This is a genomic window from Streptomyces sp. NPDC058001, assembly GCF_042886315.1.
In the GTDB taxonomy this organism is placed as follows: domain Bacteria; phylum Actinomycetota; class Actinomycetes; order Streptomycetales; family Streptomycetaceae; genus Streptomyces.
Map to the genome: position 1 here is coordinate 103,468 of NZ_JBHVQT010000012.1, position 15,547 is coordinate 119,014.

At 71.7% G+C, this 15,547-nt stretch carries 11 protein-coding genes; 10 read left to right on the forward strand and 1 reads right to left on the reverse strand.

Features of this window, described 5'->3' with window-relative positions; translation table 11 throughout:
* The first annotated feature begins 2 nt into the window (after nucleotides 1–2).
* The 9 genes from gatB (at nucleotide 3) to ACFVT5_RS29020 (ending at nucleotide 13,106) form a co-directional block, all read left to right on the forward strand.
* On the forward strand, nucleotides 3–1,514 hold the full coding sequence (gatB, locus tag ACFVT5_RS28980) for an Asp-tRNA(Asn)/Glu-tRNA(Gln) amidotransferase subunit GatB (protein ID WP_389894071.1): 1,512 nt from the start codon (nucleotides 3–5) through the stop codon (nucleotides 1,512–1,514).
* A gap of 146 nt (nucleotides 1,515–1,660) precedes the next feature.
* Nucleotides 1,661–2,911 carry an SLC13 family permease gene (locus tag ACFVT5_RS28985; protein ID WP_389894444.1) on the forward strand — a complete coding sequence of 417 codons (1,251 nt, stop codon included), beginning with the start codon at nucleotides 1,661–1,663 and terminating at the stop codon, nucleotides 2,909–2,911.
* A 292-nt stretch (nucleotides 2,912–3,203) separates the two neighbouring features.
* Complete coding sequence (locus ACFVT5_RS28990; protein ID WP_389894446.1) at nucleotides 3,204–5,282, forward strand: phosphocholine-specific phospholipase C; 2,079 nt, start codon at nucleotides 3,204–3,206, stop codon at nucleotides 5,280–5,282.
* Nucleotides 5,283–5,518: 236 nt separating this feature from the next.
* Nucleotides 5,519–7,783 carry an MMPL family transporter gene (locus ACFVT5_RS28995; protein WP_389894073.1) on the forward strand — a complete coding sequence of 755 codons (2,265 nt, stop codon included), beginning with the start codon at nucleotides 5,519–5,521 and terminating at the stop codon, nucleotides 7,781–7,783.
* A complete protein-coding gene (locus tag ACFVT5_RS29000; RefSeq protein ID WP_389894075.1) occupies nucleotides 7,761–8,315 on the forward strand; it encodes a GNAT family N-acetyltransferase in 555 nt (184 codons plus the stop codon). Before ACFVT5_RS28995 ends, ACFVT5_RS29000 begins: the two co-directional genes overlap by 23 nt.
* Before the next feature lie 97 nt (nucleotides 8,316–8,412).
* Nucleotides 8,413–9,045 carry a hypothetical protein gene (locus ACFVT5_RS29005; protein ID WP_389894077.1) on the forward strand — a complete coding sequence of 211 codons (633 nt, stop codon included), beginning with the start codon at nucleotides 8,413–8,415 and terminating at the stop codon, nucleotides 9,043–9,045.
* A 207-nt stretch (nucleotides 9,046–9,252) separates the two neighbouring features.
* A complete protein-coding gene (locus tag ACFVT5_RS29010) occupies nucleotides 9,253–9,489 on the forward strand; it encodes a hypothetical protein (protein WP_389894079.1) in 237 nt (78 codons plus the stop codon).
* A gap of 232 nt (nucleotides 9,490–9,721) precedes the next feature.
* Nucleotides 9,722–12,790, forward strand: coding sequence for an AAA family ATPase (locus ACFVT5_RS29015; protein WP_389894448.1), 3,069 nt, complete (start codon nucleotides 9,722–9,724; stop codon nucleotides 12,788–12,790).
* Between the two features lie 85 nt (nucleotides 12,791–12,875).
* Nucleotides 12,876–13,106, forward strand: coding sequence for a DUF6191 domain-containing protein (locus ACFVT5_RS29020; protein WP_389894450.1), 231 nt, complete (start codon nucleotides 12,876–12,878; stop codon nucleotides 13,104–13,106).
* Here the strand turns inward: ACFVT5_RS29020 and ACFVT5_RS29025 are convergent.
* The gene (locus ACFVT5_RS29025) at nucleotides 13,103–14,281 is read right to left on the reverse strand and encodes a PQQ-dependent sugar dehydrogenase (RefSeq protein ID WP_389894452.1); all 1,179 of its coding nucleotides are present in this window, start codon (nucleotides 14,279–14,281) and stop codon (nucleotides 13,103–13,105) included. The two genes, ACFVT5_RS29020 and ACFVT5_RS29025, sit on opposite strands and share 4 nt — an antisense overlap.
* Before the next feature lie 195 nt (nucleotides 14,282–14,476).
* On the opposite strand from ACFVT5_RS29025, the gene ACFVT5_RS29030 reads away from it, so the two are divergent.
* Nucleotides 14,477–15,430, forward strand: a complete 954-nt coding sequence (locus ACFVT5_RS29030; protein ID WP_389894081.1) for a 2-hydroxyacid dehydrogenase — start codon at nucleotides 14,477–14,479, stop codon at nucleotides 15,428–15,430.
* Nucleotides 15,431–15,547: the final 117 nt, after the last annotated feature.

Below are 15,547 nucleotides of genomic sequence, written 5' to 3' on the forward strand. Positions count from 1 at the left end.
CCGTGACCACCACGATCGACTTGGTGCCGTACGAGGACGCGCTGGCGTCGTACGACCCCGTCATGGGCCTTGAGGTCCACGTCGAACTCGGCACCAGGACCAAGATGTTCTGCGGCTGCTCGACCGAACTCGGCGCCCCGCCCAACGCGCAGACCTGCCCGACCTGCCTCGGCATGCCCGGCTCCCTCCCGGTCGTCAACGCGATCGGCGTCGAATCCGCCGTCAAGATCGGCCTCGCGCTCAACTGCGAGATCGCCGAGTGGTGCCGCTTCGCCCGGAAGAACTACTTCTATCCGGACATGCCGAAGAACTTCCAGACCTCCCAGTACGACGAGCCGATCGCCTTCAACGGCTATCTGGACGTCCAGCTGGAGGACGGCGAGATCTTCCGCGTGGACATCGAGCGCGCCCACATGGAGGAGGACACCGGCAAGTCGACGCACGTCGGCGGCGCCACGGGCCGTATCCACGGCGCGACGTACTCCCTTCTCGACTACAACCGCGCGGGCATCCCCCTCATCGAGATCGTCACCAAGCCGATCACCGGCGCGGGTGAGCGCGCCCCCGAGGTCGCCAAGGCGTACGTCGCCGAACTGCGCGCCCTCATCCGGGCGCTCGGTGTCTCCGAGGCCCGGATGGAGATGGGCCAGATGCGCTGCGACGTGAACCTGTCGCTGCGCCCGTACGGCCGGGAGAAGTTCGGCACCCGCAGCGAGACCAAGAACGTCAACTCGCTGCGGTCCGTCGAGCGCGCCGCCCGCTTCGAGATCCAGCGGCACGCCGCCGTCCTGAACAGCGGCGGCACCATCGTGCAGGAGACCCGGCACTTCCACGAGGACACCGGGTCCACCACCTCCGGCCGGATCAAGGAGGAGGCGGAGGACTACCGCTACTTCCCCGAGCCCGACCTCGTCCCGGTGGCCCCGCCGCGCGAGTGGGTCGAGGAGCTGCGGGCCACCCTGCCCGAGCTGCCGCGCGTACGCCGTAACCGGCTGCGTGAGGACTGGGGCGTGTCCGAGCACGACATGCAGTCCATGCTCAACGCGGGCGCGGTCGACCTGATCGTCGCCACCATCGACGTGGGCGCGGACTCCGCGTCGGCGCGCAAGTGGTGGATGGGCGAACTGGCCCGGCACGCCAACGAGTCGGGCCGCGCCATGGACGAGCTGCCGATCACACCGGAGCAGGTCGCCCGGGTCGCCGCCCTGGTGGCCGAGGGGGACCTCAACGACAAGCTCGCCCGCCAGGTGATCGAGGGCGTACTCGCCGGTGAGGGCACGCCCGACGAGGTCGTCGACAAGCGCGGCCTCAAGGTCGTCTCGGACGAGGGCGCCCTGACGACCGCCGTGGACGAGGCCATCGCCGGGAACCCCGGGATCGCCGACAAGATCCGCGGCGGCAAGGTCCAGGCGGTCGGCGCGCTGGTCGGCGCGGTCATGAAGGCGACCCGTGGCCAGGCCGACGCGGCACGCGTCAAGGAGCTGATCCTCAAGCAGCTCGGCGTCGAGGGCTGACACCCTGGGCGGCAAGGGGGCGGTGCACCTGATCAGGGTGCACCGCCCTTCGCATGCCACCGTCCTTCGTATGACATCGGCCTGCGGCGTCCCCGCGCGCGCCTGTCCGTCGTCGCGCCCCTGTCCGTCGTACGGAAGTGACCGTCCTGAACACTGTCCCGGCAGAGATCCTCTCCCTCGCGCTGCTGCTCGTGGTGCTCGCGTTCGCCGTCGTACGCCCCCGGCAGTGGCCGGAGGCCGCGGCGGCCGTGCCCGCCGCGGCCCTCGTCGTCGTGCTCGGCGCGGTGTCACCGGCCGCCGCCTGGGCGCAGATCCATACGCTGCTGCCAGTCGTCGCGTTCCTCGCGGTGGTCCTGGTCCTCGCGCAACTCTGCGCCGACGAGGGGCTGTTCACGGCGGCGGGCGACCTGGTGGCCCGGGTCTGCGGGGCGCGCCCCGGGCGGCTGCTCGGCGGCGTGTTCGCGGTGGCCGCCGTGATCACGGCCGTCCTCAGCCTGGACGCCACGGTCGTCCTGCTCACCCCGGTGGTCTTCGCGACGGCCGCCCGGGTCGGCGCCCGGCCCCGGCCGCACGTCTACGCGAGCGCCCATCTGGCGAACACCGCCTCGCTCCTGCTGCCGGTGTCGAATCTGACGAACCTGCTCGCGTTCACGGCGAGCGGGCTGACGTTCACGCGGTTCGCGGCGCTGATGACGCTGCCGTGGCTGGCCGCCATCGCCGTCGAGTACGCCGTCTTCCGCCGCTTCTTCGCCGCCGATCTCGCTGCCCCCACACATCCGCCCGAGCCACGGGAGCGGCCGGAAGTCCCGGTGTTCACGCTCGTCGTGCTCGCGCTGACGCTCGCCGGGTTCGGCGTGACCTCCTTCGCCGGAGCCGAACCGGTGTGGGCGGCGCTCGCCGGGACGCTCGTCCTCGCGGTACGGGCGCTCGGGCAGCGCCGTACCACGGTCAAAGGTGTGGTGACCTCGGCGAACCCGCTGTTCTGCCTCTTCGTCCTCGCGCTCGGCGTGGTCGTCAAGGCGGTCGTGGACAACGGGCTCGGCGCCGGTATCGAGCGGGTCCTGCCGGGCGGAACCTCGCTCGTGGAACTCCTCGCGATCGCCGGCCTCGCGGCCGTCCTCGCCAATCTCATCAACAACCTGCCCGCGGTACTCGCCCTGTTGCCCGCCGTGGCGCCCGCGGGTCCGGGACCGGTCCTCGCCGCGCTGATCGGCGTCAACATCGGCCCGAACCTGACGTACGTCGGCTCCCTCGCGACCCTGCTGTGGCGCCGCATCCTCCATGAGCACGGCACGGACGCGGAGCTGGGGCGGTTCACCCGGCTCGGGCTGCTGACGGTGCCGGCGACCCTCGCGGTGGCGACGGTGGCTCTGTGGGCGGGACTTCAGGTGCTGTGAGCCGGGGGCTGTTCCGGTGGGGCGCGGCCGGTGTTCCGGTTCGGGGACGGTTGCCGTAGTACCGGTAAGGGAGTCGCTGTCGTTCCGTTCCGCGCTCGTCGCCGTACTTCCCTCCGCCACCTTCGGCCGTTAGCGTCCGGCCCTGACCGCCCAATGGACCGTCAGGAGACCTTTGGGCATTGGGGACAGCTTCACGGGCAGCTTTTACAGGCAGCCTTACGGACACGACTGGAGGCCGGACGTGGCAGACGCGCCGTACGCAGCGAGGGAACAGCACATATCCGGGGGAGACGTGTCGCGCCGGAGGCTCATGGCCATCGGCGGAGGCGCCGTCGGTGCCGCGGCCGTCGGGTCCTTCCTGCCGCCCTCGCTCCAGCAGGCACTCGCGCAGGAGCCGCCGCGCGGCGGTCTCGACGCCGTACGGCATGTCGTGATCCTCATGCAGGAGAACCGGTCCTTCGACCACTACTTCGGCTCCCTGCGCGGTGTCCGCGGCTTCTCGGACCGCAACGCCGTCCGGCTCCCCGGCGGTACGTCTGTCTTCGAACAGCCGGGCGGTACCGGGACCGTGCTGCCCTTCCCGGTGCGCCAGGCCGCCGAGGCCCAGCACAAGGACCTCCAGTACATCGGCGCCCTCGACCACTCCTGGCGCGGCGGCGGCACCGCCTGGCACGACGGCTGGAACGACGGCTGGATCACCGCCAAGACCGCGGCGACGATGGCGTACTACACGCGCGAAGACCTGCCGCTGCACTACGAACTCGCCGACACCTTCACCGTCTGCGACGCCTACCACTCCTCGATCCACACCTCCACCAGCCCCAACCGCAACCACCTGTGGAGCGGAAAGACGGGCCACGAGGCGAACGGCGACCGTGCCGTGGGCAACGACGCGTACGACGAGGGCAGCCACCCCGGCTACGGCTGGAGCACCTACGCCGAGCGCCTGGAGAAGGCGGGCGTCAGCTGGCGCACGTACACCGAGTGGGAGAACTTCACCGACAACCAGATCGAGTTCTTCACCACCTTCAAGGCCATCGCCCGCAAGGTGCTCGCGAAGACCCCGTACACGTACATGGAAGCCTTCTACGCGCGCGTGCGGGACACCAGCGACGAAGCGGAGCGCACCCGGCTGCTCGCCACGCTTGAGGACGGGGTCCGTACGCTGACCCGGGCCGAGCGGTCCCTGTTCGAGCGCGGGCTGCGGCGGGTGCCGACCGGAGAGCTGGCCGACTCCTTCGCGCGCGATGTCGCCGCCGGGAAGCTCGCCGACGTCACCTACCTCGTGCCGTCCGCGATCGACTCCGAGCACCCGTCCGTGTCCTCGCCGGTCCACAGCGCGACCATCGTGTACAAGATCCTCGACGCGCTCGCCTCGCAGCCCGATGTGTGGCGGCACACCGTCGTCCTCATCAACTACGACGAGAACGACGGCTTCTTCGACCATGTCCCGCCGCCCGTCCCCGCACCCGAGGTCACCGAGGAACGCTGGCAGGACCTGCCCACCGGCCTCGGCGTGCGCGTCCCGATGCTCGTCGTCTCGCCGTGGACCGTCGGCGGCCATGTCTGCTCCGAGGTCTTCGACCACACCTCCGTGATCCGCCTCCTGGAGAAGTGGACCGGCGTCCACGAACCCAACATCGGCGCCTGGCGCCGCCAGGTCACCGGCGACCTCACCGGCGCCTTCGACTTCGGCCGCGCCCAGCGGCAGCCCGAGGTCGAGCGGCCCGGCGCGGTGCCGCCCTTCACCGGCCGCTGGAGCCCGCGCCCGCCCGCCCGGCAGACCCGCCCCGAGCAGGAGCCCGGCACCCGCCCCGCCCGCCCGCTGCCGTACCAGCCCGACGCCCACGCGCGCGTGGACGGCTCCACGGTCTCCGTGCGCCTGGTGAACACGGGACGCTCCAGCGCCCACTTCGCGCTCTACCCGTACGCGGGTGAGCACTCCGTCCCGCTCCACCAGGACGTCCGCGGCACCGGCCGGTGGGACGTGCCGGTGCGCGACGGCGCGTACGACTTCACGGTGACCGGGCCGAACGGGTTCCGGCGCGAGTTCACCGGCCGCATCGGCTCCGCCGCCGCCGTGACCTCGAAGGTCGCCCACCGTGACCTGCGTGTCACGCTCGCGAACCACGGCCGCCGCGACCTCGTCTTCACCGTCGTCCCCCTCGCGTACGTCGAGGACAGCGCCGTACGCCCCCGCACCCGCACCGTCCGGGTGCGGCCCGGCGACGAGCGGACCATCGCCTGGATGACCGGCCGGGAACACGGCTGGTACGACATCCAGGTGACCGTGGACGGCGACGGCGACGGTGCCTTCCGCCGCAGGCTCATGGGCCATATCGAGGACGGCCGCCCGAGCGTCTCCGGCTGACCCGTTGTGAGGATGACCACGAAAGAGGCAAAGGATCTCTAAAGACTGCAAGAGTGACGGTGCACTGTTCATGCTTTCTTCGCGGGCTGTTCCGGATGATCAGGGATGTAAACACGTCATCCGGATCTCGCGGGCTGTATCGGCTGTACCGGCCATATCGGCTTTCTTTATTGGCTGAACCGGTCGGTACCTACTGTTCCCGATGAAGATCCACGCACCGCCCAGGGAGCACATCGGTGGCAGCACTCGCACGGTGGTGCGTCCGACACCGCCTCGTCGCCGTCCTCCTCTGGCTCCTCGCCCTCGGCACCACCTCGGCCGCCGCCGCCGTCGCGGGCTCCGCGTACTCCAACGACTACGAGGTCCCCGGCACCGAATCGGGCCACGCGACGCAGCTTCTGGGCGACGGCTTCCCCGGCCTGGGCGGCGACAGTGCCACCGTCGTCTGGCACACGGAACGCGGCTCCGTACGCGCCGCCGACGTCGAGCAGACCATGAGCCGCACCCTCGACCGGGTCGCCGAACTGCCCGCCGTCGCCGCCGTGAACAGCCCCTACACCGGCCAGGGCGCCGGACAGATCAGCCGGGACGGACACACCGCCTACGCCGTCGTCACCTTCGACCGGGGGCCCGGCGACCTCCCCGCGCACGACGCCCAGGCCGTCGTCGACACCGCGCGGACCGCCGCCGGTGACGATCTGCGCGTTGAACTCGGCGGCAACGCCATCGCCCTCACCGAACCACGCGGCGGCCATCTCGCCGAGGTCGTCGGGGTCGCCGTCGCGGCCGTCGTCCTCTTCGTCGCCTTCGGCTCGCTCGCCGCGTCCCTGCTGCCCATAGCCACCGCCCTGGTCAGCGTCGGCACCGCCTACGCGGCCATCGTCCTGCTCGGCCACGCCATGACCGTCGCCGACTTCGCCCCCATGCTCGGCCTGCTCATCGGCCTCGGTGTCGGTATCGACTACGCCCTGTTCATCGTCACCCGACACCGGCGCGGGCTGAAACGCGGCCTGTCCGTCGAGGACGCCGCCATCCGCGCGGTGGCCACCACCGGGCGGGCCGTCGTCTTCGCCGGCGCCACCGTATGCATCGCCCTGCTCGGCATGCTGATCCTGCGCCTGAGCTTCCTCAACGGGGTCGCCATCGCCGCCTCGCTCACCGTGCTTCTCACCGTCGCGGCCTCCGTGACCCTGCTGCCCGCCCTGCTCTCCTGGATCGGCCCCCGCGCCCTCAGCCGCCGCGAATGCCGCCGGCTCGCCGACCACGGCCCCGAACCCGAGGTGACCTCCGGCCTCACCGCCCGCTGGTCCACCTTCGTCGAACGCCACCCCCGGCTCCTCGGCGCCCTCGCCGTCGCCGTACTCGCCGTCCTCGCGCTCCCCACCTTCTCCCTCCACCTCGGCACATCCGACCAGGGCAACAACCCGAAGGCGTCCACCACACGGCAGGCGTACGACCTGCTCGCCGACGGGTTCGGCCCCGGCGTCAACGGCCCCCTCACCCTCGTCACCCGAGTGGGTGGCGCAGAGGACCGGCTCGCCCTGGACGGCCTTGACGCGACCCTGCGCACTACGCAAGGCGTCGCCGCCGTCTCGCCGGTCACCTACAACGGCGCCGGAGACACCGCGTACCTCACCGTCGTACCGCGCTCCGCGCCCCAGTCCGAGCGGACCAGTGACCTCGTGGACCGGCTGCGCTCCGACGTCCTCCCGCGCGCGCAGACCGGAACCTCGCTCGATGTGAAGACCGGCGGGGTCACCGCGAGTTACGACGACTTCGCCGCGATCATCATCGGCAAACTGCCCCTCTTCGTCGGCGTCGTCATCGGCCTCGGCAGCGTCCTGCTGCTGCTCGCCTTCCGCTCCATCGGGATCCCCCTGAAGGCGGCCGTGATGAACGTCGCCGCCGTCGCCTCCGCCTTCGGAGTCGTCGTCGCGATCTTCCAGTGGGGCTGGGGCAGCGATCTGCTCGGTCTCGGCCGCGCAGGCCCCATCGAACCCTTCCTGCCCGTCATCATGGTCTCGGTCCTGTTCGGCCTCTCCATGGACTACCAGGTCTTCCTGGTCAGCCGGATGTACGAGGAGTGGCTGGAGACCCGCGACAACCGCCGCGCGGTCCGCGTCGGCCTCGCCGAGACCGGCCGCGTGATCAACTCCGCGGCGGTCATCATGATCTCCGTCTTCCTCGCCTTCGTACTCAGCGGGGACCGCGTCATCGCCATGTTCGGCATCGCGCTCGCCACCGCCGTCGCCCTGGACGCCTTTGTCCTGCGTACGCTCCTGGTGCCCGCCCTCATGCACCTGCTCGGCGGCGCCAACTGGTGGCTCCCGCGCCGCCTCGACCGGATTCTGCCGCGCATCAGCATCGAGCCGCCCGAGTCCCGACACCGTGCGACCATTCCGGGGCGACGCGCCGACGACGGCGACGCGCGCGTGGACATTCCGCCGGACGCGCGGACCGTGCTGGTGAAGGAGCGGGATGTACGCGATATCCCTGGGTGACGACGCCGCCGAACTGCGGCCCCTGGAGCCGTGGCACGCCGCGGAGTTCCTCGCCCACCTCGACCGGGGACGCGAGTTCGTCGGCCGGCACATCGCCTTCGGCGCGAACGTCGCGGACGTCGCATCCGCGCGCGGTCTGCTCCAGGCGTACGCCGACAAGCGCGCCGCCGACAGCGGCAGCCTGCACGGCCTGTGGCTGGACGGGAGACTCGTCGGCGGACTGCTCTTCCGCATCTTCGAGGCGGACAGCGGCAACTGCGAGGTCGGCTGCTGGCTGGAGCCCGCGGCGGCCGGGCGCGGCCTGGTCACGCGCGGCGCGCGCGTCCTCATCGACTGGGCCGTCGACACGCGCGGGATGCACCGCGTCGAATGGGTCGCGTCCTCCGCGAACACCCCCAGCATCCGGGTCGCCCAGCGGCTCGGCATGACCCGCGACGGCGTCCTGCGCGAGAGCTATCCCTACCGGGGGACGCGGCATGACATGGAGATATGGTCCGTGCTCGCGCCGGAGTGGCGGGCGGCGCGCATCTGAACGGTCGCGGGCCGGCGGGGGTCTCCCGGTCCCGGGAGTCTCGTCAGCCCCGGGGTCTCTCAGAAAGTTCTCAGACTCCGTCCGTACGGTGCGGGGCATGGCAACCACAACAGACGAGACAGCCGACCCGATCGCCACGACGAAGGGCGACGGCGAGGCGGCGGACGCAGGGGCCGGGACCGGGGCCGGCAAGGCTTCCGAGACGGTGGAGGCCGTGAAGTCGGCCGATGTGTCCGAGGCCGCTGACGCCGCCGACGACTCCGATGACTTCGACGACTCCGACGATGACGGGCACGAGGACGCCGTGGGGACCGCTGACGCCGCGCCCAAGACCGGCTCCGGTGTCGGTCAGGGCGCCGCGGCCGTCGTCTCCGCCGCGCTCGGCGTCGTCTCGCTGAGCGGCGGCTGGCTCGGCACCGTGGCCTCCGCGCGCGAGTCGCTCGTCGGCCAGCTCAACACCACGCAGAGCGCGAGCGTTGCCACACAGATCCAGCAGGTGTACGGCGACTCCTGGGCCGCCGCGGCCGTCGTCGGCGGCATCTTCGCGGTGGTCGCCCTCGTCGTCGGCGCGGCCGTCCTGGTCAGGCCCGCCTTCGGGACCCCCGGCCCGGCGCAGGCGCCCTGGATCAAGTCCGTGGCCTGGGCGGGCGTCGCCCTCGGCGTCATCGGGCTGCTGCTCGCCGTCGCCAAGTACTCCGACATCCTGCTCGGGCTGCCGTCCGCTCCTTAGGCGGTCCTGAGGCCGGCGGTCCGTACGCACCGCACTGAGGCCCCGCGTACGGCACGGGTAAGTCCCTTGAGGCACCCCCACGCGCGCGGGTAAGGCCCCCCGCGCGCGGAAGATGCGGCAGCCGCCCGATGTGGCGCGACCCCCTGGGAGACGAAGGTAGAGGCATCGCACAGAGCGATGCCGGAACCGTCGATCAGGGGGATCGAAATGTTCGAGTACGAGATGCACGAGATGCGCTCCGCCCAGCTTCTCCGTGACGCCGCCTACCGCCGCCTCGTCCGCGAGGCCCGTGAGGCCCGCCGCACCGCCCGCCGCTCGGCACGCGACGCGTCCGAGGGGCGGGTGAGCAAGGGGACCGGCACGGGTTCGGACACCGGGTGGGGTACGGGGACCGGGTCCGGTACGGGGACCTCGGACACCGACCGCTTCACGCGCGCGGCGTGACGCCGTGAGCGGGACGGGTGGAGCGGGCGGGGTCGGCGGGGCGAAGGGCTTGAACGGCCTCAGCGGTTTGAACGGCCTCAACGGCTCCAGCGGCCTCAGCGGCTTCAGTGGTCTCAACGGAACGGCCGGGGTGCCGCACATCGGCGCCTCGGCCGCCGGGACCTCGGTCGTAGTGCGTTCGTCGCACGTGGCCGGCCCGATAACCGATGCCGGACTGTCAGACCCCTGTGCGATGCTCGGCGGTGTGGAGACCAGGTCCGTGAGCCCGGTGTTCGTCGGCCGAGCCGACGAACTCGGCGTACTGAAAGACGCGCTCGCCCGCGCCGCCGCGGGCGAGCCTCAGGCGTTGCTGCTCGGCGGTGAGGCCGGGGTCGGTAAGAGCCGTCTCATCGAGGAGTTCGCGACCACCGTCTGCCGTGAGAGCGGCGTCGTCGCCATCGGCGGCTGTGTCGAGATCGGCGCCGAAGGACTGCCGTTCGCCCCCTTCTCGACCGCACTGCGCGCCCTGCGCCGCCAACTGCCGGACGAGGTCGCCGCTGCCGCCGCCGGACAGGAGGAGGAACTCGCCCGGCTGCTGCCCGAACTGGGCGAGGCCCCGCGCGGACGCCACGACGAGGAGGACATGGCCCGCCTCTTCGAGCTGACCGCCCGCCTCCTGGAGCGCATCGCCGCCGACCGCACGGTGGTCGTCGCGCTCGAAGACCTGCACTGGGCCGACGCCTCCACGCGCCACCTCCTCTCGTATCTCTTCCGGACCCTGCGCAGCGGCCGACTCGTCGTCGTCGCGACGTACCGGGCGGACGACATCCACCGCCGCCACCCCCTGCGCCCCCTCCTCGCCGAGCTGGACCGGCTGCGCACGGTGCGCCGGATCGAGCTGAGCCGCTTCTGCCGGGACGAGGTGGGCCGCCAGATGGCGGGCATCCTCGCCACCGAGCCCGTGCCGAGCCTGGTCGACGAGATCTTCGAGCGCTCCGACGGCAATGCCTTCTTCGTCGAGGAACTGGCCGTCGCCAGCGAGGAAGGCTGCTGCCCGATCCTGTCCGACTCGCTGCGCGACCTGCTCCTCGTGCGGGTGGAACGGCTGCCCGAACACGCCCAGCGCGTCGTACGCATCGCCGCCGAGGGCGGCTCCACCGTCGAGTACGCCCTGCTCGCCGCCGTCGCCCGGCTCACCGAGGACGACCTCATCGAGGCGCTGCGCTCCGCCGTCGGCGCCAACATCCTGCTCGCGACCCCCGAGGGCGACGGTTACCGCTTCCGGCACTCCCTGGTCCGCGAGGCCGTCAGCGACGACCTGCTGCCCGGCGAGCGGTCCCGGCTCAACCGCCGCTATGCCGAGGCCCTGGAGGCCGACCCGTCCCAGGTCGCGGCCGACCAGCGCGCCACCCGCCTCGCCAGCTACTGGTACCGGGCGCATGACGCGGCCAAGGCCCTCCCCGCCGTACTCGACGCCTCCGTGGTGGCCCGCCGCCGGCATGCCTACGCCGAACAACTGCGCCTCCTGGAGCGCGCGATGGAGCTGTGGGACGCCGCGCCCGCCGAAGTCCGCGCCGCACTGCGCCCCGTGGACTACGCCGAGGAGTTCCCGCCCTGCGGCTGCGACCCCGAGACCACCCCGCTGCGCTATCTCGACCTGCTCGCCGAAGCCGCCGTCGCCGGCCGCCTCTGCGGCGAGCGCGACCGCGCCCTGAAGATCATCAAGCGGGCGCTGCGGCTGCTCGACGAGGACCCCGACCCGCTGCGCGCCGCCTGGTTCTGGGTGCATCGGTCCCGTCTGGTGCAGGGCCTGGCGCGCGGCGACGGCTGGCAGGAACTGGCCACCGCCCAGGAACTCGTCCGTGGGCTCCCGCCGTCGGAGGTGCACGCCGAGGTCCTGGCCGCCGTCGCGGCCTGGTCGATGCTGCGCGAACCGGGCCCCGAAAGCCTGGCCGCCGCCGAACGGGCCGTGGAGTACGCACGGATGGTCGGCGCCCGCGACATCGAGATGCACGCCCGGCTCACCCTCGGCGGCCTCATGGTCGAGGCGGGCGACGTCGAGACGGGCCTCGCCGAGATGTACGCGGTGAAGGACCGCATCGCCGAAATCGGCCTGCCCACCGGGGTCAGCCGCACGCATGTGAACTTGCCGTCCGTCCTGGAGGGGATCGGCCGCTCCCGCGAAGCCGTCGTCCTCCTGGACGAAGGAGTCGAACTCTCCCGGCACTTCCGCCTGCTGGACACCGAGGCATGGATCTGGGGCAATCGCGCCGAATCCCTCTACACCCTCGGCCGCTGGGACGAGTCCGTCGCATCGGCGGAGCAGACCGCGCGCGCCGGGCAGAGCGCCAAACCCTGGGCGATGGCCGCCACCAGCTTCGCGCGCCTCGCGCTGGAACGGGGAGAGACCGCCGAGGCCGCCCGCCACCTCGCCGAGGCCCGCCAGCAGTACGGCACGCACGATTCGATGCCCCAGCAGTCCTTCCCGCTCGCCCGGATCGCCGTCGGGGTCGCCGCCGCCGAGGGCCGCATCCTCGACGGCCGCGTCGAACTGGACGCCGCCATGGCCTCCGGCTTCCCGCCGGGCACCCAGCGGTACGCCTGGCCACTGCTTCGGGCCGCCGCCACCGCCGAGGCCGACGCCCGCGGGCTGCCCGTCGCCGGACCCGGCCGCGCCGACGCCGTGCACCGCATCCGCACCGCCGCCAAGTCCCTCGCCACCGCCGTACCGGTCTGGCATGCCTACGAGCGGTGGGTCCGCGCCGAACTCCTGCGCGCCGAGACCCGGGACACCCCCGACGACTGGCTGGAGGTCGTCACCGCCTTCGGCCCGCTGGAGCGGCCCTACGACCTCGCCCGCGTACGCCACCGCCTCGCCGAGTCCCTCCTCACCTCGGGCGCCACGGGTGGCACGGGTGGTACGGGTACGGGTGGTGAGGTCGACCGTGACCAGGTGGCCGAACTCCTGCGTCAGGCGGGTGCCGTGGCCGAACATCTGGGCGCCCGGCCCCTCGCCGACGCGGTCGCCCTGCTGGCCCAGCGCGCCCGCCTCTCCCTCACCGGCGCCCGGCCGGAGGGCCCCGCCGACCCGGCCGAGGCGCTGGGACTCACCAGCCGGGAGCGGGACGTACTGCGGCTGGTCGCGGCCGGGCGCAGCAACCGCCAGATCGCGGAGGAACTGTTCATCTCGCCCAAGACGGCGAGCGTCCATGTCTCGAACATCCTGGGCAAGCTCAAGGTCTCCGGCCGGGGCGAGGCGGCGGCCCTGGCCCATCGTCTCGGCCTCTTCCTCCCGAACCGGTCGCACACCGTGGCCAATTGATCACGCTCCGCCGAACTCCTCGACTCCTGACGCCGGACGCTTACGCTGGGGGAGAGAACCGGCCCAGGGAGGCACCGTGTTCAACATGATCGAGCAGCTCTTCGCGCCGGGCCGCAGGCATACGGACGAGGAGCGCAAACGCCTCGAACTCACCCGAGTCGACCTCAACGACGGCGACCCGGGCCGCGGCCCGATAGACCTTTCCTCAGGGAAGGTGGTAGTCCGCCCCCGAGCCCAACAGCCTCCCGACACCCCCGCCCCGGAGTCCGCGAACCCAACCCCCGGGGCGCCCCAGGAAGACCCCCCGACTTCCTAGGAAACCCGGATCTCCAACACCCGGTCGTCCCCCGGCTTCGGGGTCCCACGGCCGTCCGTGTTGCTCGTCGTCAGCCACATCTTGTCGCCGCCCTCCGACACGACCGTGCGGAGGCGGCCGTACTTGGCGTCGAGGAAGGCTTCCGGCTTCGGTTTGCCGTCGACGCCGCGGACCGGGATGCGCCACAGACGCTGGCCACGGAGTGCCGCCATCCAGATCGAACCCTCGGCATAGGCGATCCCGGCCGGTGATGCCTCGGCGGGGTGCCATTCGGCGACCGGGTCGTGGTACCCGGGTTTGTTCGCCGTGCCCTCGAACTTCGGCCAGCCGTAGTTGTCGCCCGGCACGATCTGGTTCAGCTCGTCCCAGGTGTCCTGGCCGAACTCCGAGGCCCACATCCGCTTTTCGTCGTCCCAGGCGATGCCCTCCACATTCCGGTGGCCGTACGAGTACACGTACGACGTCTTGCCGAAGGGGTTGCCCGGGGCCGGCGCGCCGTCCGGTGTCATCCGCAGGATCTTGCCGCCGAGGGACTCCTTGTCCTGCGCCAGGCCGGTGTCACCCGTCTCACCCGTCCCCGCGTACAGCATCTTGTCCGGGCCGAAGGCGATCCGGCCGCCGTTGTGGATGGAGCCCTTCGGGATGCCCCTCAACACGGTGTTCGGCGCGCCCAGTTGCTGACCGGTCGGCTTCTTCTCGTCGTACAGCATCCGGGCGATGCGGTTGTCCGACTCCGTCGTGAAGTAGGCGTAGACCATGTGGTCCGACGCGAAGGACGGGGAGAGTGCCAGGCCCAGGAGGCCGCCCTCGCCGGCCGCCGCGACGCCGGGCACCTTGCCCACCTCCGTCTTCTTGCCGGTCTTGTCGGCGATCCGCGTGATCGTGCCGGTGTCGCGCGAGGACACCAGGAGGTCGCCGCCTGGCAGCGGAGCCAGTCCCCAGGGGGAGTTGAGGCCCTCGGCGACCGTCCGCACGACGTCCACCGAGCCCTTCGCCGGGGGCGGGGTCTCGGAGCCCGAAGCCGAGCCGGTCGGGTCGGCCGACCCCGGCTTCGATGTGCCCGGGGCGGAACTTCCCCCGCCGCCCGGTCCGTCACCTCCCGACGAGCATCCGGCCGCGAACAGGAGGGCGGCGGCGGTCAGTACGGCCGTCACAGCTGGACGTTGCACGATCAGGTCCCTTCGACGCAGCGGGTTCTACTTGTCTTACACCGCTGCCGCCCCTCAGGTTCCCGATCACGGCCACCCGGTCCCGAAGCAATCCGCCGACACCCGAACCGGTCACCCACCCAGCCGCTCCCCGCCGACCGCCGAGCGCTCCCCTCCCGACCAACCTCTGGGTGCGCGGGGCCTTCGCATAGCCTCGTGACCATGACTGCTGACGTGTGGCTCCCCATTCCCCGGGAAGAGATCGACGGCCTTCCCGACGGTCCGCGGTACCTGTTCTGGAACGGTGGCGACGACGGTACGCAGGAGTACCCGGCCGATCCGGCGGACTGCGCCGTCTACGTGGTCCCGTACATGAAGCCCTACGAACTGCGGACTCGGCCGCTGTCCCTGATGACCGCTCTCGACGTCATTCAGACCCTCACCGCCGGCGTCGACGACATACTGCCCGCGCTGCCGACCCTCCGGCCGGGCGTACGGCTCTGCAACGCGCGCGGGGTGCACGAGACCAGTACCGCCGAACTGGCGCTGACCCTGATCCTCGCCGCACTGCGCGGCGTACCCGGCTTCGTGCGGGCCCAGGAGCGCGGCAGTTGGGAGTTCGGACCGCACACCGCGCTCGCCGACCGCTCCGTCCTGATCGTGGGGTACGGGTCCATCGGCGCCGCCATCGAGGACCGGCTGCTGCCCTTCGAGGTCGGGGGTGTGAGCCGTGTCGCGCGCTCCGCCCGTACCAGCGCGCGTGGGCCCGTGCACCCCCTCACAGATCTACCTGCCCTGTTGCCCGACGCCGATGTCGTCGTCATCGCGACACCGCTCAGCGACGCCACCCGCGGCCTGGTGAACGGCGACTTCCTGACCCGGATGAAGGACGGGGCGCTGCTCGTGAACATCGCGCGCGGGGCCGTCGTCGACACCAAGGCGCTCCTCGCCGAACTGGAGACCGGACGCCTCACCGCCGCCCTGGACGTCACCGACCCGGAACCCCTGCCCGAGGGGCACCCGTTGTGGCACGCTCCGGGAGTACTCATCAGCCCCCATGTCGGCGGCGCGTCCACCGCGTTCCCGCCGCGCGCCAACCGCCTCCTCGTCGCGCAGCTCACGCGATATGCGGCCGGGGAACCCCTGGAGAACGTGGTCGCCACGAGCGGCCCCTGACCCACCGGGCGCCCGGCGTGTTCCCCCGAATGCGCCGTGTGTCGGCATCACCGCTGGTCGTCACGGAGAGTAGAGGGACTATGTCCCTGAGTGACGATACTGGTGTATCGTCCCCAA

What these genes read in the sequence shown, in the direction of transcription:
- ACFVT5_RS29000 (WP_389894075.1), top strand. Translation starts at nt 7,761, where the DNA reads ATGTACGCGATATCCCTGGGTGACGACGCCGCCGAACTGCGGCCCCTG.
- ACFVT5_RS29005 (WP_389894077.1), top strand. Translation starts at nt 8,413, where the DNA reads ATGGCAACCACAACAGACGAGACAGCCGACCCGATCGCCACGACGAAG.
- ACFVT5_RS29010 (WP_389894079.1), top strand. Translation starts at nt 9,253, where the DNA reads ATGTTCGAGTACGAGATGCACGAGATGCGCTCCGCCCAGCTTCTCCGT.
- ACFVT5_RS29015 (WP_389894448.1), top strand. Translation starts at nt 9,722, where the DNA reads ATGCTCGGCGGTGTGGAGACCAGGTCCGTGAGCCCGGTGTTCGTCGGC.
- ACFVT5_RS29020 (WP_389894450.1), top strand. Translation starts at nt 12,876, where the DNA reads ATGATCGAGCAGCTCTTCGCGCCGGGCCGCAGGCATACGGACGAGGAG.
- ACFVT5_RS29030 (WP_389894081.1), top strand. Translation starts at nt 14,477, where the DNA reads ATGACTGCTGACGTGTGGCTCCCCATTCCCCGGGAAGAGATCGACGGC.